Annotated in this window: 18 protein-coding genes and 1 other RNA gene; 12 read left to right on the forward strand and 7 right to left on the reverse strand. The window is 64.0% G+C overall.

Annotated elements, in window-relative coordinates:
• Positions 1–24: 24 nt before the first annotated feature.
• The 3 genes from NJ75_RS20135 to parC all read right to left on the reverse strand — a co-directional run bounded on the left by NJ75_RS20135 (position 25) and on the right by parC (position 3,466).
• The gene (locus NJ75_RS20135) at positions 25–390 is read right to left on the reverse strand and encodes a Rap1a/Tai family immunity protein (protein WP_156135891.1); all 366 of its coding nucleotides are present in this window, start codon (positions 388–390) and stop codon (positions 25–27) included.
• A 184-nt stretch (positions 391–574) separates the two neighbouring features.
• Complete coding sequence (locus tag NJ75_RS20140; protein WP_156135892.1) at positions 575–943, reverse strand: hypothetical protein; 369 nt, start codon at positions 941–943, stop codon at positions 575–577.
• Between the two features lie 237 nt (positions 944–1,180).
• Positions 1,181–3,466, reverse strand: coding sequence for a DNA topoisomerase IV subunit A (gene parC / locus NJ75_RS20145; RefSeq protein WP_039337704.1), 2,286 nt, complete (start codon positions 3,464–3,466; stop codon positions 1,181–1,183).
• 119 nt (positions 3,467–3,585) lie between these two features.
• Here parC and NJ75_RS20150 point away from each other — a divergent pair, with 119 nt between their 5' ends.
• The 5 genes from NJ75_RS20150 (at position 3,586) to NJ75_RS20170 (ending at position 8,104) form a co-directional block, all read left to right on the forward strand.
• Positions 3,586–4,113 (forward strand): type 1 glutamine amidotransferase domain-containing protein, encoded by a 528-nt coding sequence (locus NJ75_RS20150; RefSeq protein ID WP_039337706.1) that lies wholly within the window; start codon positions 3,586–3,588, stop codon positions 4,111–4,113.
• A gap of 62 nt (positions 4,114–4,175) precedes the next feature.
• Positions 4,176–5,384 carry a hydrolase gene (locus tag NJ75_RS20155; protein WP_039337707.1) on the forward strand — a complete coding sequence of 403 codons (1,209 nt, stop codon included), beginning with the start codon at positions 4,176–4,178 and terminating at the stop codon, positions 5,382–5,384.
• On the forward strand, positions 5,381–6,418 hold the full coding sequence (locus NJ75_RS20160) for an arginine N-succinyltransferase (RefSeq protein ID WP_039337708.1): 1,038 nt from the start codon (positions 5,381–5,383) through the stop codon (positions 6,416–6,418). Before NJ75_RS20155 ends, NJ75_RS20160 begins: the two co-directional genes overlap by 4 nt.
• A gap of 9 nt (positions 6,419–6,427) precedes the next feature.
• Positions 6,428–7,693, forward strand: a complete 1,266-nt coding sequence (locus NJ75_RS20165; RefSeq protein WP_039337709.1) for an N-succinylarginine dihydrolase — start codon at positions 6,428–6,430, stop codon at positions 7,691–7,693.
• 165 nt (positions 7,694–7,858) lie between these two features.
• Positions 7,859–8,104 (forward strand): hypothetical protein, encoded by a 246-nt coding sequence (locus tag NJ75_RS20170; RefSeq protein WP_039337710.1) that lies wholly within the window; start codon positions 7,859–7,861, stop codon positions 8,102–8,104.
• A gap of 135 nt (positions 8,105–8,239) precedes the next feature.
• Here NJ75_RS20170 and ssrA read toward each other — a convergent pair.
• Positions 8,240–8,608: a transfer-messenger RNA gene (gene ssrA, locus NJ75_RS23950) on the reverse strand.
• Between the two features lie 43 nt (positions 8,609–8,651).
• Positions 8,652–9,089, reverse strand: a complete 438-nt coding sequence (gene mscL, locus NJ75_RS20175) for a large conductance mechanosensitive channel protein MscL (protein WP_039337747.1) — start codon at positions 9,087–9,089, stop codon at positions 8,652–8,654.
• 166 nt (positions 9,090–9,255) lie between these two features.
• Between mscL and NJ75_RS20180 the strand changes: the two genes are divergently transcribed.
• The 5 genes from NJ75_RS20180 (at position 9,256) to NJ75_RS20200 (ending at position 12,792) form a co-directional block, all read left to right on the forward strand.
• Complete coding sequence (locus tag NJ75_RS20180; RefSeq protein ID WP_039337711.1) at positions 9,256–9,882, forward strand: LemA family protein; 627 nt, start codon at positions 9,256–9,258, stop codon at positions 9,880–9,882.
• A gap of 1 nt (position 9,883) precedes the next feature.
• Positions 9,884–10,708: a TPM domain-containing protein gene (locus NJ75_RS20185; protein ID WP_052242694.1), complete on the forward strand. Its 825-nt coding sequence runs from the start codon at positions 9,884–9,886 to the stop codon at positions 10,706–10,708.
• Entirely contained in the window at positions 10,708–11,391 is a 684-nt protein-coding gene (locus tag NJ75_RS20190) for a TPM domain-containing protein (RefSeq protein WP_039337712.1), read from the forward strand. The genes NJ75_RS20185 and NJ75_RS20190 overlap by 1 nt, the downstream gene beginning before the upstream one ends.
• A complete protein-coding gene (locus NJ75_RS20195) occupies positions 11,388–11,930 on the forward strand; it encodes an NUDIX hydrolase (RefSeq protein WP_039337713.1) in 543 nt (180 codons plus the stop codon). The genes NJ75_RS20190 and NJ75_RS20195 overlap by 4 nt, the downstream gene beginning before the upstream one ends.
• A gap of 82 nt (positions 11,931–12,012) precedes the next feature.
• A complete protein-coding gene (locus NJ75_RS20200) occupies positions 12,013–12,792 on the forward strand; it encodes an SDR family oxidoreductase (RefSeq protein ID WP_039337751.1) in 780 nt (259 codons plus the stop codon).
• 21 nt (positions 12,793–12,813) lie between these two features.
• Here the strand turns inward: NJ75_RS20200 and NJ75_RS20205 are convergent, their stop codons facing one another.
• Positions 12,814–13,803: an MBL fold metallo-hydrolase gene (locus NJ75_RS20205; RefSeq protein WP_082013497.1), complete on the reverse strand. Its 990-nt coding sequence runs from the start codon at positions 13,801–13,803 to the stop codon at positions 12,814–12,816.
• Positions 13,804–13,899: 96 nt separating this feature from the next.
• Complete coding sequence (locus NJ75_RS20210; RefSeq protein ID WP_039337714.1) at positions 13,900–15,012, reverse strand: S-(hydroxymethyl)glutathione dehydrogenase/class III alcohol dehydrogenase; 1,113 nt, start codon at positions 15,010–15,012, stop codon at positions 13,900–13,902.
• 99 nt (positions 15,013–15,111) lie between these two features.
• Here NJ75_RS20210 and NJ75_RS20215 point away from each other — a divergent pair, with 99 nt between their 5' ends.
• Together NJ75_RS20215 and NJ75_RS20220 are read left to right on the forward strand one after the other, a co-directional pair.
• Positions 15,112–15,999, forward strand: coding sequence for a LysR family transcriptional regulator (locus NJ75_RS20215; protein WP_039337715.1), 888 nt, complete (start codon positions 15,112–15,114; stop codon positions 15,997–15,999).
• A gap of 117 nt (positions 16,000–16,116) precedes the next feature.
• Positions 16,117–17,397 (forward strand): MFS transporter, encoded by a 1,281-nt coding sequence (locus tag NJ75_RS20220; RefSeq protein ID WP_039337716.1) that lies wholly within the window; start codon positions 16,117–16,119, stop codon positions 17,395–17,397.
• Positions 17,398–17,579 lie beyond the last annotated feature (182 nt).

Raw genomic sequence — 17,579 nt, forward strand, 5'->3', positions numbered from 1 at the left:
AGCCAGGAGCCCATGGTCGGGAGCCTAGCTCCTGCGGCGGGTCTTGCGCGTCGTCTTCGCCGGAGCCTTGCGCTTCGGCGGAGGCGCGACCTTTGGCTGGATGTCCGGCCAGGCATCGGCAATCGCTGCCTGCACCACCATGCGGCCCTGCAGGGTCTGCGCTTCGTCATGGCTGGCGAGATAGGTTGCCACCACATCGCGCACCTGCCCCGCACTCACGTCGTCCGGCACCTTGGGCGGGCGCTCCATGCTGCGAAACCCGTCGAGCACGCCGATCACGTAGGACAGGCACATGGCCCTGTCGACCGGCGCCTTGGCCGAGCACGCCTCGTTCAGCTGCGCGCCGCTCATCCACTCGGCGCGCGCAGGTGTGGCAAGCAGGGTCAACACGGCAAGAGCGGGAAAACAGCGCAACACGATCAAGGCAACTCCGGGCAATCGACCATCCACAACCCGCGTCAGGCGGTTTTGATCCTCGCTCTTGCCCCGGTGGCGCGACCATCGGCGATAGCGATGGCCGGATTGGCTGCTACTTGCACGCCCGAGTGAAAAGCGGACTTTCCGGATGCGACGCCTAACCAGACTCTGGCTCAATCCCATGATCCCCCATTCGGGGCACGACCCATCCGAGTATCACCGGCACTAAGCTGATCATTAATCCGCCGATGTTGAAAGTTATATGATCCGAAAGACGCCACGTTGGCCCGATGCCGAACTGGAGGATCATCAAAAGCAACCATGCAGTGGATAGGTTCGCATTGCGAAGGCGATGATAAGTCATCATCGTAAGAGTAATCGCGGCAGAAACCCCGACAAGAAAAACAAGCCAAGCGGGGATGCCGATATTTACAGAAGCCAAAGCAACACAAATGATCGCTAAAAGCGTTGCCGATCCAATCCGGTAGCGCGGCCTCTCTGCGTAGCGTTTGATATTCATCTGCATCAATAGCGGCTTAAGATACGAACCATCCGTTTTCCACCCCATTCCTGCTGTTCGGAGCAAAGGTCGACAGCCCCGAAAGCTGCCGTGATCCCCGGTATGAACCAGCGATCACGCCTTCTGTTGCAGGCACTGGACAAGAACGACCCATGGCGCCGGATCAGGTCAGGGGCCATTCGCTTCAGCAGAGCGCGGAAGCGTCAGTTCAGCCTAACCCCTCCACCACCCCCAGGGTCAGGATCAGAACTTGTTGTCCCTCGGAAAGCCGTTGGGTGGCAGGCGGCCTGCAGCGCCGCGGGCGACCTTCCATGGCAGGAGGTCCTTCTCGACGCGGGTGCGGCCGGATTCGCCGCCCATCGTCCATGACAGGCCGTCTTCCAGCTTCAGCGTGATCACGTCCGACATCTCGCCATCCTTGTAGCGCTGCAGGGTCACGCCCTGCCCCTTGGCGAGGAGCGGCACCTCAGACAGGGCGAAGATCACCAGCTTGCGGTTTTCGCCGATCACCGCGACATGATCGTGCTCGGGCGCAATCTCGCGCACCACGGCCAGCTTCACGCCGGGCTTTGTGGAAACGACGCCGCGACCTTTTCGGGTTTCGGCGAGCAGTTCGTCCATCTCGGCGGCGAAGCCCCGGCCGGTGTTGGCGGCGAGCAGAAGCTGCCCCTTGGGCTTGTAGACGGTGACGCTGACGATCTGCGCTTCCGGGTCGATATCGACCATGGTGCGGATCGGTTCGCCGAAGCCGCGCGCGCCGGGGAGCTTGTCGGCCCCCACGGTGTAGAAGCGGCCGTTGTCGACCGCGACGAGCAGCTTGTCGGTGGTCTGGCAGTGGAAGGCGAAGGCGGGGCCATCGCCTTCCTTGAACTTGAAGTCGCCATCTAGCGGAACGTGGCCCTTGGCCGCCCTGATCCAGCCCCTGGCGGAGAGGATCACCGTGACCGGCTCCTTCTCGATCATCGCGTCCATGCTGAATTCGCGCGTCGGCGCGGCTTCGGCGATGGTGGTGCGGCGGCGGCCGAGCGGGGTGTCCTCGGCGTAGTCCTTGCGCAGGGCGCCCAAGTCGCGCTTGAGGCGGGTGCGCTGGCGGGCCGGGCTGTCGAGCAGCTTCTGCAGCTCCTCCTGCTCGGCCAGCAGTTCGTCACGCTCCTTGCGCAGCTCCATTTCCTCGAGCTTGCGGAGCGAGCGAAGGCGCATGTTGAGGATGGCTTCGGCCTGGCGGTCAGTCAGTTCGAACTCGGCCATCATCACCGGCTTGGGCTCATCCTCGGTGCGGATGATCTCGATGATCCGGTCGAGGTTGAGGTAGGCGATGATATAGCCGCCGAGCAGTTCCAGGCGGCTCGCGATCTTGTCCAGGCGGTGCTGCGAGCGGCGCAGCAGGATGTCGATCTGGCTGATCACCCATTCCTGCAGCACCAGCTTCAGGCCCAGAACCCCCGGCGTGCGGTGCGAATCCAGCACGTTGAGGTTGAGGCCGAAGCGGTTTTCGAGATCGGTCAGCTTGTAGAGCGATTCCTTGAGCAACTCTGGATCGACGTTGCGGCTCTTCGGGATCAGGACGAGGCGGATCTGCTCGTCGGATTCGTCGCGGATATCCTCGAGGATCGGCAGCTTCTTGTCGGCAATGAGCTGGGCGATCTGTTCGATCAGCTTGCTCTTCTGCACCATGTAGGGGATTTCGGAGACGACCAGCTGCCACTGCCCGCCGCCCAGTTTTTCGACGCCGGTTTCTTCCCAGTTTCCCGCCTCGTCACGGCCTGTGGAAAAGCGCCCGCGCACGCGGATCGCGCCGCGCCCGGTTTCATAGGCGTGGGAGATGACGGCGGGACTATCGACGATGACGCCGCCGGTCGGCAGGTCCGGGCCGTGGAACACTTCCATCAGCTGGCTGTGTTCGGCGTGGGGATTGTCGATCAGCAGCAATGCGGCGTCGATGATCTCGGCGACATTGTGGCTGGGGATGTTGGTCGCCATGCCCACGGCGATGCCGCTGGAGCCGTTGGCGAGCAGATTGGGGAACAGGCCGGGGAAGATTTCCGGCTCCTCGTCCTCACCGTTGTAGGTGGGGACGAAATTGACGGTGCCTTCGTCGAGCCCGGCCATCAGCTGCATCGCCGTGCGCGTCAGGCGAGCTTCGGTGTAGCGGTAGGCGGCGGCGTTATCGCCATCGACGTTGCCGAAGTTGCCCTGCCCCTCGACCAGCGGATAGCGCAGCGACCAGTCCTGCGCGAGGCGGACCATGGCATCGTAGACCGAGGCATCGCCATGGGGGTGATACTTGCCGATCACATCGCCCACCACGCGCGCCGACTTCTTGAAGGCGTCGGTGGGGTTGAGCTTCAGCTGGCGCATCGCCCAGAGCAGGCGGCGGTGGACCGGCTTCAGTCCATCGCGCAGATCGGGGAGCGAACGCGCGGTGATCGTGGAGAGCGCGTAGACGAGGTAGCGCTCCGACAGTGCGGAATCGAACGGGGCATCGACGATTGCGTCGAAAGGATCGGGCTCGGTCGTGTCTGTCGCCATGGTTGGAACGCCTTAGCAACACGTCCGTCCGTGCGGAAGTCACGGAACAACCGCAGTCCCCGGCAATTCTTGGGGGGAACGGGCAAATGCCGCCCCGAATTCCCCCAAAGGAGATTTTCATGAGCAAGCGCGTGCTGATCGTCGCGACCGACGGATTCGAACAGTCGGAACTCGAAGGCCCCAAGAAGGCGTTGGAAGACGCCGGAATCGAAACCGTGGTTGCCAGCCTCAAGGCAGGTTCGATCACCGGCTGGAAGGACAAGAACTGGGGCGATGCCGTCGCGGTCAACATCACGCTCGATGAAGTGGACGCCAACGAATACGACGCGCTGCTGCTTCCCGGCGGCCAGATGAACCCGGACATCCTGCGCATGGACGACCGCGCGGTCGACATCGTCAATGAGTTCGACGATCTCGACAAGCCGATCGCCGCGATCTGCCACGGCCCTTGGCTTCTCGTGGAGGCTGACATCGTCGACGGCCGCACCGTCACCGGGTGGCCCTCGATCATGACTGACCTTGCCAACGCCGGTGCCGACGTCGTGGACGAGGAAGTCGCCGTGGACGGCAACCTGATCACCAGCCGCAAGCCTGACGACATTCCCGCGTTCTCGAAGGCGCTGATCGAGATGCTGGCTGACGACTGATACCACTTCTGGCGGTTTCCGGGGGTTCACCCCGCCCTCGGGAACCGCTAGGGTCGTATCAGATGAAACAGCTTGATCACACAGAACACAAACTGATCGAGGGGATGGATGCCGCCGCCATGCTGGCGCAGGTGGAGGCATGGTGCACGGTCAATACCGGCACCGGCAACCTTCCGGGGCTCGAAGCGCAGTGGAATCTGCTGGCCGACGCCTTCGCCGCATTGCCCGGAGACATTCGCAAGGTCGAGCCGGCCCCGGTCACCGCGATGGCCGCCGACGGGCACGAGGTGCAGACAGCAAACGGCGCGCATTTCGTGCTGTCGGTCAGGCCGGAGGCGCAGCGGCGCTATCTGCTGACCGGCCACATGGACACGGTGTTCCCCCCTGCCCATCCTTTCCAGACCCTGCGCTGGCTCGACGCGGAAACGCTGAATGGCCCGGGCGTTGCCGACATGAAGGGCGGCATCGCGGTGATCCTCGCTGCGCTCAAGGCATTCGAGCAGAGCCCTGCTGCGGCCGGGGTTGGCTATGAGGTGATGATCAATTCGGACGAGGAGACCGGCAGCCTGTCTTCCGCCCCGCTGATCGCGCAGCTGGCACAAGGCAAGGCGGCGGCGCTGACCTACGAACCGTCCGCCCTGCCAGATGGCACGCTGGCTGGAGAGCGTCCGGGAAGCGGGAACTACAGCGCTGTGATCAAGGGCCGATCGGCCCACGCCGGGCGCAATCCGCAGGACGGACGCAACGCGGTGATCGCGGCGGCCGACATGGCGCTGAAGCTGAAGGGTCTGGAGCGTCCCGGCCTCTCCATCAACCCTGCCAGGATCGATGGCGGGAGCGCCAACAACGTCGTGCCCGACCATGCGATCCTGCGCTTCAATGTCCGGCCTCGGCTGCCGGGAGTTGCCGTGGAGTTCACCGAGAGTCTGCGAGAGTTGGTGCAGAGTCTCGAAGCGTTGCACGAGGTTGCAATCCACCTCCATGGCGGGGTGTCACGGCCACCCAAGCCGCTGACCCAAGAGGCCGAGGCGCTGTTCGGACTGGTGCGCGAGTGCGGCGAATCTCTTGGCCAGACGATCCGTTGGCAGGCCTCGGGCGGGGTCTGCGACGGTAACAACATTGCCGCCTGCGGCGTGCCGGTGGTCGATACCATGGGCGTGCGCGGCGGGGCGATCCATTCCGATCAGGAGTACCTGATCGTGCCATCGCTGGCTGAGCGCGCCGCCTTGTCCGCGCTTGTCCTGCATCGACTGTCCGGGGGACACCAATGACATTTCGCATCCGCGCCGCGCGCGCGAACGATCTCCAACCGCTCTACGAGATGGCAAAGCTGACCGGCGGCGGCTTCACCAACCTGCCACCCGACCGCAAGGCCCTGACGGCGAAGCTGGCGCGGGCGTCGGAGGCCTATGGCAATAGCGAGGAGGGCGATCCGAAAAATCCGAAGGACGAGCTGTTCGTCCTGGTTCTGGAGGATACGACCACCGGCGAAGTGCGCGGCACGGCGCAGATCTTCACCTCGGTGGGGCGCCAATGGCCGTTCTATTCCTATCGCATGGCCACGCTGACCCAGCACTCGAAGGAGCTGAACCGCACCTTCCGCGCCGAGATGCTCAACCTTGTCACCGACCTTGAAGGATCGAGCGAAGTGGGCGGGCTGTTCCTGCATCCTTCCGAACGCGCAGGCGGGCTTGGCATGCTGCTCGCGCGCAGCCGCTATCTGTTCATCGCGATGCACCGGAAGCGCTTTGGCGACAAGATTCTGGCGGAGCTGCGCGGGGTGATCGACGAACGCGGCGGATCGCCGTTCTGGGACGGCGTGGCCGGTCGCTTCTTCGGCATGAGCTTTCAGGAAGCAGACTATTTCAACGCGATCAACGGCAATCAGTTCATTGCCGACCTGATGCCCAAGCACCCGGTCTATATCGCCATGCTGCCCGAGACCGCGCGCTCTGCCATCGGTCTGCCCCACCCTTCGGGCCGCGCCGCGATGCGGATGCTGGAAGAGGAAGGCTTTGCCTACGAAGGCTACGTCGACATCTTCGATGGCGGCCCGACGATGACCGCGCGGACCGACCGCGTGCGCTCGATCTGCGAGGCGAAAGAGGTGCCGGTGGCGCACATCCGCGCGCCCGAGGGTAGCGGCAACGTGACCAAGGCTCTGGTGGCGACGGGCAAGCTGGCCGAATACCGCTGCACTTTCGCCGAGATAGCCGAGGCGGACGATGGCCTGACGCTCGACCCCGTAGCCGCCACCGCTCTCGGCGTAAGCGTGGGTGACATGGTCTGGTTTGTCGGTCGCTAAGGAAAAGACATGCCTCTGGTGGAAATCAACTTCGACGGTCTGGTCGGACCGAGCCACAATTATGCAGGCCTCAGCCTTGGCAACCTGGCCTCGGCCAGCAACGCGGGCGAGGTGTCCTACCCGCGCGCGGCAGCGCTTCAGGGCTTAAGCAAGATGCGGCACAATCTGGGCCTCGGGCTGGCCCAAGGGCTGTTCACGCCCCTGCCCCGCCCCAACCCGGTACTGCTCCGCGCGCTCGGGCTTGAAAGCATCGACGAAAGCGATGCGGCGCAGCGGCGGTTGCGGGCGGCGGCGTGGTCTGCGTCATCAATGTGGACGGCCAATGCGGCGACGGTGAGCCCCGCCCCTGACACCGCGGACGGGCGCTGCCACCTGACTGCGGCGAATCTGGTGACGATGCCCCACCGCTCGCAGGAATGGCCCGATACGGTGCGCCAGTTGCGCCTCGCCTTTGCCGACAGCACCGCCTTTGCCGTGCACGATGCGGTGCCGCCGTGCTTCGGCGACGAGGGCGCGGCAAACCACATGCGCATGTGCGCGAGCCACGATGCGCCGGGGATCGAGATCTTCGTCTACGGGACGACTGGCGGCGCCTTCCCCGCACGCCAGCACGAGCAGGCGAGCCGCGCCGTGGCACGGCTGCATGGCCTCGATCCCGAGCGCTGCCTGTTCGTGGAACAGGCGAGCGAGGCGATTGCGGCAGGCGCGTTCCACAACGACGTGGTGGCCGTGGCCAACGAGCGGGTGCTGTTCACGCACGAACAGGCCTTTGCTGACCCCGAAGCCACTTATGCCGCGATCCGCGAGAAGTTGCCCGAGGCCGAGATCGTGGTGGTGCCGGCCAGCGTGGTGAGCCTTGGCGATGCGATCAGGAGCTACCTGTTCAACGCACAGTTGCTGACGCTTCCAGGGGGCGAGATGGGCCTGGTGATCCCGCTCGAGGCGTGGGAGACGCCATCGGTGCGCGGCTGGCTGGAAGGGCACGTTGCCTCGAACGGCCCGATCCGCAAGGTGCTTCCAGTGGACGTGCGCCAGTCGATGGCCAATGGCGGCGGACCTGCATGCCTGCGCCTGCGGGTTGTCGCCGATCCTGCCACTGTCGACCCGCGCTTTTTGCTGGACGAGGCAAAGATCGCGCGGATCGAGAGGGTGGTGGAGGCGCACTGGCCCGAGCAGATCGATCCTGCTGATCTGGGGGCGGAATCCCTGGGCCGCGCAGTGGTCAGCGCCCGGCAGGCACTGCTCGAATTGCTGGAGGTGCAGGAACTGGCCTGAGCCTTGCGGCGTATCTTCCGAAAGAGCCGCTCCGCAGGTTGTCGCTTCGCTTTACAGTGAAGATTGGATTAACCAGACTATTGCCAGCGTTTCATGATCTGGCACGATGCTTGCGGAGAGACTCGCCGACGAGGGGCGCCTCGTCAAAAGAGGATATTGCTTCGGATGTTTCGCAAGATCGGTCGCCTGTTTGTCATCAAGACCCGCTTCGAAGCGTTCGCGGTGATCTACGCGCTCGCGCTGGGCGCGGTGGAGCGCGGGCACGCCTATCTCGGCCAGTATCCGGGCTTTGCCGGCAAGTTGCTGTTCGTCGCAGCCACCGGCGCGGTGTTCATCGCCGGGGCGAAGATCCTCGACTCCCTGCGGATGGAGCGGCGGCTGCAGGAGCTTGAGGCGAAGGCCGAGGGGTAGTGCCAGCGTCCTTCGACAAGCTCAGGACGAGCGGGACTTGGGACTACCTTTTGAAAGCCGCTCATCCTGAGCTTGTCGAAGGATCGCAGCAAAGCAAGTGGGGCGATTCTGTTGCTAGGCTCGCCCCCAGCCCCCGGTTTCCGATTCTGTTACCCGGTTCGGTCCGAACCGTGCTTTCGCTTTATAACTTCAGGGCGTTAGCCCTTAGAATTATGCGGCGAGAGCAAGTGCTTCGTTGTCGTTGGCACTTGTGAGTTTTGAGCCTTGAACGGGTTACTCAGCCCGGGCAAAAACAGCGCTTTTCAACACACGTCGATCCTAGTTCGGCCCCATCAACACCCTTGCGACAACAAGGCCCGCATCCCGAAAGACACGGTAGTGATGGTGGAGCCGCCGGGTACCGCCCCCGGGTCCGCTGTGCCTATTGCACGCCGCAGTTTATCACCATAGCCGGCCGAAACCGGCAGGGACCCATATAGGGATGCGGGCGCAAATGAAAAGGGGCGGGATTGCGCCCGCCCCTTTGAAGTTGTTCTGGCAAGGCGCTTCAGCCCTTGGCCCTCAGCGCATCGCGGATTTCGGCGAGGAGTTCGACCTCGGTCGGGCCGGCGGGCGCGGCGGGTGCTTCCTCGGCGGGCTTTTCGAAGGCCTTGTTGATCGCCTTGACCAGCAGGAAGATGATGAAGGCGACGATCACGAAATTTACCGCCTGGGTGATGAAATCACCGTAGCCGATCATCGGCACCCCGGCGGCCTTCAATTCGGCATAGCTGGACACATCGCCCTTGAAGTCTGCCGGGACCGGGCCGAGGCGCACGAAATAACGGCTGAAATCGACGCCGCCGGTGATGAAGCCGACGACCGGCATGATCACGCTTTCGGTGAGCGAGGTGACGATCTTGCCGAATGCGCCACCGATGATCACGCCGACCGCCAGATCGAGCACATTGCCCCGGGCGATGAATTTCTTGAACTCTGCGAACATGCCGACCACTTCCCCCTTCACGTCCTGATTAACCATGATCCCTTTTCCGTTGGTTGCCATCGTGCGCGGAACGCCACAAGTGGCAATCGGTTGCAGCATGGGGGATACTTGAACCGTTTCGGCGGACCGCTATCTCTGCTGCATAACTTTAGGGGAACTCACGTCGATGGCCGCTACCCGCTTTACGCAGATCGCTTTTGCCACCGTTGCCGCTGCCAGCCTTTCGGCCTGCGGGATCAACTCGGTCCCCGCGGCCGAGGAAGAAGCCAAGGCGCGCTGGGCGGACGTCGAAAGCTCGTACCAGCGTCGTGCCGACCTGATCCCGAACCTGGTCGCCACGGCCAAGGGCGCGGCGGCTTCGGAAACCCAGATCCTGACCAACGTGACCAACGCGCGCGCCGCGGCCACGTCGATCAACATCACCACCGACGATCTTTCCAATCCGGAAGAATTCGAGAAATTCCAGAACGCGCAGAACCAGTTGACCCAGGCGCTGGGCCAGCTGCGCACGGTGGTGGAGAACTATCCGCAGTTGCAGAGCCAGGCGCGCTTTGCCGACCTGATGGTGCAGCTTGAAGGCACCGAGAACCGCATCAATGTGAGCCGCACCCGCTACAACGAGGCGGTGCAGGCCTATAACACCACGATCCGCACCTTCCCCGACGCGATCGGCGCGAAGCTGATCCATGGGGCCAAGCCGATGGTACCGTTCAAGGCTGCCGCCGGATCGGAAGTGGCGCCAACCGTCAATTTCGACATGAACGCTCCGGCGCCTGCAGCGTCGGGCAAGTGACGTGACCCGCCAGTTGCGGGCTTTCTGGCAGACTGTTGCGCTGCTGTTCCTGCTGATCGCGGGAGCAGCACACGCGGCCATGCCCGCACGGCCTGCGGGACCGGTGCTGGATCAGGCCGGGATCATACCCGATGCCGACGAGGCGGCGCTTGCGCAGAGGCTTTCCGCCTACAACGCGCAGACCGGGCGGGCGGTGATCGTGGCCACGGTCGCCTCGCTCGACGGGCAGGATATCGAGACATATGCCAATACGCTGTTCCGGACCTGGGGCGTGGGCGGGAAGGAGACCGACCAAGGCCTTCTGTTCCTGATTGCGCCCAATGACCGCAAGGTGCGGATCGAGGTGGGCTATGGGCTGGAGGAGTTCCTGCCCGACGTACTCGCTGGCCGGATCATCTCGGGCGCGGTGACGCCGCGCTTCAAGGCGGGCGACTATCCGGGTGGCATAAACGCCGGCATCGACCAGATCCTGACCCAGCTTAACCGCAGTCCCTCAGATGCCAAAGCTGTGGCGGAAGCAGCCAAGGCCGGTGCGCGCGAGGACGTCTCTGGCGGCGGATCGACCATAGGCAGCGCGATATTCTGGGTGGTTCTGATCGTGGTGATGATCGCCGTCTTCGGCCGTCGTCGGAAGGGTTATGTGCAGCGGCGCAGCGGAATCGATCCGGGCATCGTGCTGTGGGGCATCAGCGAAATTGCGCGTGCCGCATCGGATAACCGCCATTCCGGCGGATGGGGCGGCGGCGGCGGGTCCGACTGGGGCGGTGGCTTCGGTGGCTTTGGCGGCGGCGATTCCGGTGGCGGCGGCGCTTCGGGGGACTGGTGATGAGCAGGCTGGTGCAGATGACCGAGGCGGATCACAAGCTGGTCTCCGACGCCGTGGCCGCAGCCGAGGCGCAGAGCGCGGGCGAGATCGTGACGATCGTGACGCCGCGATCCGACAGCTATCGCGACGTGGCGCTGATCTGGAGCGCGCTGGTGGCTTTCGTGGCGCTGGCCGTGGTGGACATGTTTGCCGGGTTCTACCTGCCCGTCGTCGAGCAGGTGCTGGGGTTGTGGGCGTTCGAATGGACTCCGCGCGCCGTACTGGGACTGGCGCTGACGGTTATCACGCTGAAGTTCGGGGCCATGTACCTGCTCATGCGGTTCACGCCGCTAGGCCTGTGGCTGACGCCGCGCCGGGTCCGCAATGCGCGGGTGCGCGAGCGGGCGCTGACGTGTTTCCGGGTCGGGGCAGAAAGCCGGACGACTGGCCACACCGGCGTGCTGATCTATCTGAGCCTTGCCGAGCACCGTGCCGAGATCATCGCCGATGCGGCGATCGCCTCGAAGGTTTCGCCCGAGACCTGGGGGCTGGCGATGAACGCCATGCTTGACCCGCTGCGGCAGGGACGGATGGCGGAAGGCATGGCAGCGGCGGTGGCCGAGGTGGGCAAGGTTCTGACACAGCATTTCCCGCGCTCTGCCGATGACAAAAACGAACTGCCCGACAGGTTGATCGAAGTATGAGTCTTGAAGAAGAGTACCGCGACCATCCCGAGCAGGTGCACTGGCAAGGGCGTTTCATCGTCGCCAAGACGCGCGGACGGTGGGAATATGTCTCGCGCAATCGCAACATCAAGGCGGCGGTAATCCTTGCGATCGAAGACGGGCACGTGCTGCTGGTCGAGCAGTTCCGCGTGCCTCTCGGGCGCCCGTGCATCGAACTGCCCGCCGGGCTGATCGGTGACGAAGCAGGTGCGGAGAACGAGGACCCGGCCGCTGCGGCGGCGCGCGAACTGGAGGAAGAGACCGGCTATCGGCCGGGCCGGATCGAATCGCTGGGCGAGTTCCATTCCTCGCCGGGCATGGTGACCGAGGCCTTCACGCTGTTCCGCGCGCGCGATCTGGAAAAAGTTTCCGAGGGCGGCGGCGTGGAAGGCGAAGGCATTACCGTCCACAGGGTTGCCCTTACGGAAATCGAGCGCTTCCTCAGCCAGAAGCGCGGCCAAGGCTATGCCATCGACGTGCGGATGTTGCTGCTGCTCGCGCCGGGAATCATGGGCTGATCTTGCGCTGACGTTTCCGGGACTTGCGCGATCGGTCCCAACTTGCTTGGTTGACGCAAACGGAAAGCAGGAGAGCGGCACGATGGGCAGGGTTCAGGGCAAGAAGGCACTCGTCACCGGGGCAGCGCAGGGGCTTGGTGCCGCGCATGCGTGGATGCTGGCGCGCGAGGGCGCACGGGTCCTGCTGACCGACATCAACGGCGATGGCGCAGCGGCACAGGCCGAAGCGATCAACGCCGAACTGGGCGCCGGGACGGCCTTTGCCATGCGCCATGACGTGACCAAGGAAAGCGATTGGGACGCAGCGATTGCGCTGGCGGCGGAAAAGCTGGGCGGACTTTCGGTGCTGGTCAATAACGCTGGCGTTGGCGTGCGCGGGAATATCGAAACCTGCACGCTGGAGGAATGGCATCGCGGCTTTGCGATCAATGTCGATTCCGTTTTTCTCGGCTGCCAGAAGGCCCTGCCCCTGCTGCGCGACAACCAGCCTGCCTCGATCGTCAACATCAGCTCGATCGCCGGCCTGATCGCTTCGGACACCATGCCCGGCTACAACGCCAGCAAGGCGGCGGTGTGGATGCTGACCAAATCGGTTGCGCTCTATTGCGCCAAGCGCGGCTGGGACGTGCGCTGCAATTCGGTGCATCCCACGTTCGTGGACACGCCGATCCTTGACGGCATCGCGACGAATGCGAACATCGACAAGGACGTGGTCATGGGCAAGCTCGCCCGCCAGATCCCCTTGGGCCGCGTGGGCGAACCGGACGACATTGCTGCGGGCGTGCTTTACCTCGCCAGCGATGAAAGCCGGTTCATGACCGGGGCAGAGCTGAAGCTCGACGGCGGGATTTCGGCGATGTGAGGCTTGCCGTTCGACGGCCTGTTATTTGCAGGCGACGTCGAATGACTGGAGATCGATCGCGAGTTCGACCGGGCCTGAATAGCTTCGGCTGATGCCTTCGCGCAGTCGGGCCTCGTAATGGGCAAGCGGTGCCGGCGGGATGGCGAAGTGCGTCAGAACCAGCCTCGACACATTTGCCCTTGCGGCGAGGCCGCCAAGATCGACCGGCGTGATGTGATGCGTCGAGAGGTGCTTGCTCATGGACTGAAACAAGGCTTCGGGCATGTCGGGGCGCGTCTTGCGGATGGACGCAAGTATCGGATCGAGATCGATGACTTCGCTGACGAGCAAGTCGGTGCCGGTTGCGAGTTTCTCGAACGCTGTGCTCGGGCCAGTGTCACCGGAATAGGTGATCGATCGCGAGCCGAGCTGAAACCGGTAGCTGAGCGAAATTGCCCGGTCGGGCTTCCCTGAGGCCGATTCATCGTAATGGGAATTCTCGATAGCAGAGATTTTCACGTTGCCCGCCCAGACCTGATCGCCCGACCGCAATTCGACGACTTTTACGGTCTCCGTCGGGGGGGTGCTCTTTTGCCCGAGCCCGAAACCTACGCGCGACTGCGGGCCCATTGTGGTAATGATCCCGTCCACAATCTCGCGCGTGCCGGGCGGGCCATAAATGGTCAACTGGCCAGGCATGTTGTTCATCCAGCGCAGGCCTATGACCGCAGGCAGTCCGCCAGTATGATCCATGTGGTGATGACTGATGAATACGGCATTGATGCGAGTCAGATCAAGGCCGCGACGTGCAAGTTGCACCACCGTACCGTCACCAGCATCCACCAGTGCGGAGAAGTCATCGGCGGTGAGCAGGTTGGCAGGTTCTGATCGGTCAGGGGTCGGCACCGGCCCACCCGCGGTTCCCAGCGTCATCCATCGCAATGGCGGACAGGTTTCAGCCGCAGCAGCCTGTTGTGCACACAGGCAGGCAAGCGCCGCGAGCGCAGCCGAAACACATGCTCTGATGGCCATCACGAAAATCCTCTCACCGATACGTTATCTGGCCGCCTTCATCCCGGGATTGCGGGCGCTTTACAATCCCGGGAGTTCCAGACGCAGCAAACCGGTTTAAAATACCACGACCGAGCGGATCGACTTGCCGGCGTGCATCAGGTCGAATGCGGTGTTGATGTCCTCAAGGCCCATGACGTGGGTGATCATGGGGTCGATCTCGATTTTGCCGGTCATGTACATGTCAACGATCTTGGGCACGTCGGTGCGGCCCTTGGCGCCGCCGAATGCGGTGCCGCGCCAGTTGCGACCAGTGACGAGCTGGAACGGGCGGGTGCTGATTTCCTTGCCGGCTTCGGCCACGCCGATGATGATGGAGGTGCCCCAGCCGCGGTGGCAGGCTTCCAGCGCGGTGCGCATGACTTCGGTGTTGCCGGTTGCGTCGAAGGTATAGTCGGCGCCGCCGTCGGTCATCTGGACGATCTTGGCCACGGTGTCCTCGCGGCTCATGCCCTTCGAGTTGAGGAAGTCGGTCATGCCGAACTTGCGGCCCCATTCCTCGCGATCGGGGTTGATGTCGACGCCGATGATCTTGTTGGCGCCGGCAAGGCGCGCGCCCTGGATCACGTTGAGGCCGATGCCGCCGAGACCGAAGACCACGACGTTGTCACCCACCTGGACCTTGGCAGTGTTGACGACGGCGCCGACGCCCGTCGTCACGCCGCAGCCGATGTAGCAGGCCGACTGGAACGGCGCGTCCTCGCGGATCTTCGCCACCGCGATCTCTGGCAGGACGGTGAAGTTCGAGAAGGTGGAGCAACCCATGTAGTGGAAGATGGTCTGCCCCTTGTAGGAGAAGCGGCTGGTGCCATCGGGCATCAGGCCCTGCCCCTGCGTGGCGCGGATCGCGGTGCACAGGTTGGTCTTGCCCGAGAGGCAGCTTTTGCACTGGCGGCATTCCGGCGTGTAGAGCGGGATCACGTGATCGCCGGGCTTTACCGAGGTGACGCCGGGGCCGACTTCACGCACCACGCCCGCACCTTCATGGCCGAGCACGCTGGGGAAGATGCCTTCGCTGTCGAAGCCATCGAGCGTGTAGGCGTCGGTATGGCAGACGCCGGTGGCCATGATTTCGACCAGAACCTCGCCCGCCTTGGGGCCTTCGAGATCGAGCTCGACGATTTCGAGCGGCTGCTTGGGCGCGAACGCTACGGCGGCGCGGGTCTTCATGGTGTCCGGTCTCCCTTTGGATGTGGCGGCGCGTTAGCATAATTGCTACTGCAGTGTTAAATTGCACAATATGCGAAACACTGTTGCAAGACGAGAATAATGAGCAATCGCTGGGACGGGATAGATGAAGTGGTAGCGGTTGCCGATACCGGCACCTTCGTGGCGGCGGCAAAGCGGCTGGGGACATCGACTTCCCACGTGAGCCGGGCCGTGGCGCGGCTGGAGCAGAGCCTTGGCGCGCAGTTCTTCCACCGCACGACGCGGGCTGTCAGCCTGACCGACACCGGGCGCACGCTGGTCGACCAGTTTCGCCGCCTGATTGCCGAGCGCGACGAGGCGATTGCCATGCTCGACTTGCAGGGCGAACCGCAGGGCCACTTGCGCATCACCTGCCCGACCGCGCTGGGCGAGCGCTTCGTTGCGCCGATCGTGCGCGCCTATGTGCAGGATTATCCGAAGCTTTCGGTGGACCTTGACCTCTCGAACCGCGTGGTTGAGCTGGTCTCGGAAGGGTACGATCTGGCCATTCGCACCGGCACCCTGCCGGACAGCCGCCTGATCCGCACGCAGATCGCCACGCGCGGGATCGTCACTTGCGCTTCGCCGGCGTACCTGGCCGCGCATGGCACGCCCGAGACGGTGGACGACCTCGAGGCGCATGACTGCATCCCCGCGACGCTCGACATGTGGCGCTATCTGGTGGACGGCGAAGTGCGCACGGTGCGACCACGGGGGCGCTGGCGGTGCAGCAACGGGACAGCGGTCTTCGATGCGGCGATGGCGGGGTTGGGCCTGTGCCAGTTGCCCGAATTCTACGTGAGCAGGGCGATTGCCGAAGGCGCGCTGGTCGAAGTCCTGTCGCAGTTCAGGCCCGAGGTCGATCCGATCTGGGCGGTCTACCCGCAGCGGCGGCACTTGCTGCCCAAGGTTCAACGGATCATCGAAAAACTGCGGCGCGAACTGGCCCCGGCAATGGCGGCGGGTTGAAATGGCGCGCGTTCTGTGAGAACGTTCACAGGAATAGCTATGCAACAAGCATGACAAGGCTGTCAGCGGTGGCTAGAACGCGCGATACGCCAAATATGGCTGGGTGAGGAGAGATACGTGGCAGGCAGCAATGCACATTCAGGTTCGCAGAGGGCCGCGTTCATCGCGGTTACCGTGCTGTTCTTTGCCTGGGGTTTCATCACCTCGCTGATCGATCCGCTCGTCGCCGCAGTGAAGGGCATCTTCACGCTGACCACGCTGGAAGCACAGCTTTCGGCCTTTGCCTTCTTTATCGCCTATGGCGTGATGAGCTTCCCGGCGGCAGCGATCATCGGACGCCTGCGAGCCGTTCCGGCGATCCTGCTGGCGCTGGCAACGATGGTCGTGGCCTGCCTTGTGATGCTTGCTGCGGCCAACATCGCGTCATACCCGCTGGTGCTGACCGGACTGTTCATGCTCGCTGCGGGCATCACGGTGCTGCAGGTTGCCGCGAACCCGCTGGCCGCAGCGCTCGGCAAGCCCGAAGGCAGCCATTTCCGACTCACGCTTTCGCAGACGTTCAATTCGTTCGGCACCTTCCTTGGCCCGGCCCTTGGCGCATCGCTGTTTCTCAAGGGCGTGGAGGTTTCCGAAGGCACCGCGTTGACGCCTGAAGTGCGCGAGGCGGCGCTGGCCGGGATCGACCGCGCCTACTTCTGGATCTGCGGACTGCTGATCGTGCTGCTGGGGTTCTTCTTCGTGAACCGCGCGCGCATTTCGGCGGCGGCCCCTCCAGCGCAGCCGACCGGCGGCATCGGCGCTCTGCTCGGCCAGGCGTTCTCGTCGCGCTGGGCGGTGCTGGGTGCGGCTGCGATCTTCATCTACGTGGGCGCGGAAGTGACCATCGGCACGCAGATGGCGTTCTACCTCAACAACCCGGGCATCTGGAATGTAAGCCTCGAACAGGCGGGCAAGGCCGTTTCGTTCTACTGGGGTGGCGCCATGGTTGGCCGCGCGATCGGCACGGTGCTGCTCGCCCGCTTCCCGGCGGCACGGCTGATGACCCTGTTTGCTGCGATTGCCGCGGCCATGTGCGCCTATCTGTTCCTCGTCGGCGGCGTTTCGGCGGGATACGTGGCGCTGGCGATCGGGCTGTTCAATTCGATCATGTTCCCGGTGATCTTCACGCTGACGCTGGAGCGTTCCTCGGCCAGCGAAGAGGCGACCTCGGGGCTGCTGTGCACCGGCATCATCGGGGGCGCGCTGATCCCGGCGCTGGCCGGTGGAGTGACGGATGCGGCTGGCATCTTCGCTTCGTTCCTTGTGCCGCTGGTTTGCTACGTGCTGCTGGTCGTGTTTGCCGCGAGCGCGGCAAAGGCGCCGATCCTGCGCCGCGCAAGTGGCGAAAGCATGCACTGATCCGCATTACCTGACGACACGAGAACACGTCGGCCCCGGTCCTTGCGCCGGGGCCGAATTTTTTTGGCCGCCCGAGGCCGTGCGTGCCGTAGCGTAAGGGCCTCGTTCCGGCTCGGACCGGGCGCCCACCCCCTTTCCCTTTACGTAAACTTCCACTAGCTCTTGGGTCACAGAGTCGTTCC

Source organism: Novosphingobium subterraneum (genome assembly GCF_000807925.1).
Taxonomy (GTDB): Bacteria; Pseudomonadota; Alphaproteobacteria; order Sphingomonadales; family Sphingomonadaceae; genus Novosphingobium; species Novosphingobium subterraneum.

What these genes read in the sequence shown, in the direction of transcription:
- NJ75_RS20140 (WP_156135892.1), bottom strand. Translation starts at nt 943, where the DNA reads ATGCAGATGAATATCAAACGCTACGCAGAGAGGCCGCGCTACCGGATT.
- parC (WP_039337704.1), bottom strand. Translation starts at nt 3,466, where the DNA reads ATGGCGACAGACACGACCGAGCCCGATCCTTTCGACGCAATCGTCGAT.
- NJ75_RS20150 (WP_039337706.1), top strand. Translation starts at nt 3,586, where the DNA reads ATGAGCAAGCGCGTGCTGATCGTCGCGACCGACGGATTCGAACAGTCG.
- NJ75_RS20155 (WP_039337707.1), top strand. Translation starts at nt 4,176, where the DNA reads ATGAAACAGCTTGATCACACAGAACACAAACTGATCGAGGGGATGGAT.
- NJ75_RS20160 (WP_039337708.1), top strand. Translation starts at nt 5,381, where the DNA reads ATGACATTTCGCATCCGCGCCGCGCGCGCGAACGATCTCCAACCGCTC.
- NJ75_RS20165 (WP_039337709.1), top strand. Translation starts at nt 6,428, where the DNA reads ATGCCTCTGGTGGAAATCAACTTCGACGGTCTGGTCGGACCGAGCCAC.
- NJ75_RS20170 (WP_039337710.1), top strand. Translation starts at nt 7,859, where the DNA reads ATGTTTCGCAAGATCGGTCGCCTGTTTGTCATCAAGACCCGCTTCGAA.
- mscL (WP_039337747.1), bottom strand. Translation starts at nt 9,089, where the DNA reads ATGTTCGCAGAGTTCAAGAAATTCATCGCCCGGGGCAATGTGCTCGAT.
- NJ75_RS20180 (WP_039337711.1), top strand. Translation starts at nt 9,256, where the DNA reads ATGGCCGCTACCCGCTTTACGCAGATCGCTTTTGCCACCGTTGCCGCT.
- NJ75_RS20190 (WP_039337712.1), top strand. Translation starts at nt 10,708, where the DNA reads ATGAGCAGGCTGGTGCAGATGACCGAGGCGGATCACAAGCTGGTCTCC.
- NJ75_RS20195 (WP_039337713.1), top strand. Translation starts at nt 11,388, where the DNA reads ATGAGTCTTGAAGAAGAGTACCGCGACCATCCCGAGCAGGTGCACTGG.
- NJ75_RS20200 (WP_039337751.1), top strand. Translation starts at nt 12,013, where the DNA reads ATGGGCAGGGTTCAGGGCAAGAAGGCACTCGTCACCGGGGCAGCGCAG.
- NJ75_RS20205 (WP_082013497.1), bottom strand. Translation starts at nt 13,803, where the DNA reads ATGGCCATCAGAGCATGTGTTTCGGCTGCGCTCGCGGCGCTTGCCTGC.
- NJ75_RS20210 (WP_039337714.1), bottom strand. Translation starts at nt 15,012, where the DNA reads ATGAAGACCCGCGCCGCCGTAGCGTTCGCGCCCAAGCAGCCGCTCGAA.
- NJ75_RS20215 (WP_039337715.1), top strand. Translation starts at nt 15,112, where the DNA reads ATGAGCAATCGCTGGGACGGGATAGATGAAGTGGTAGCGGTTGCCGAT.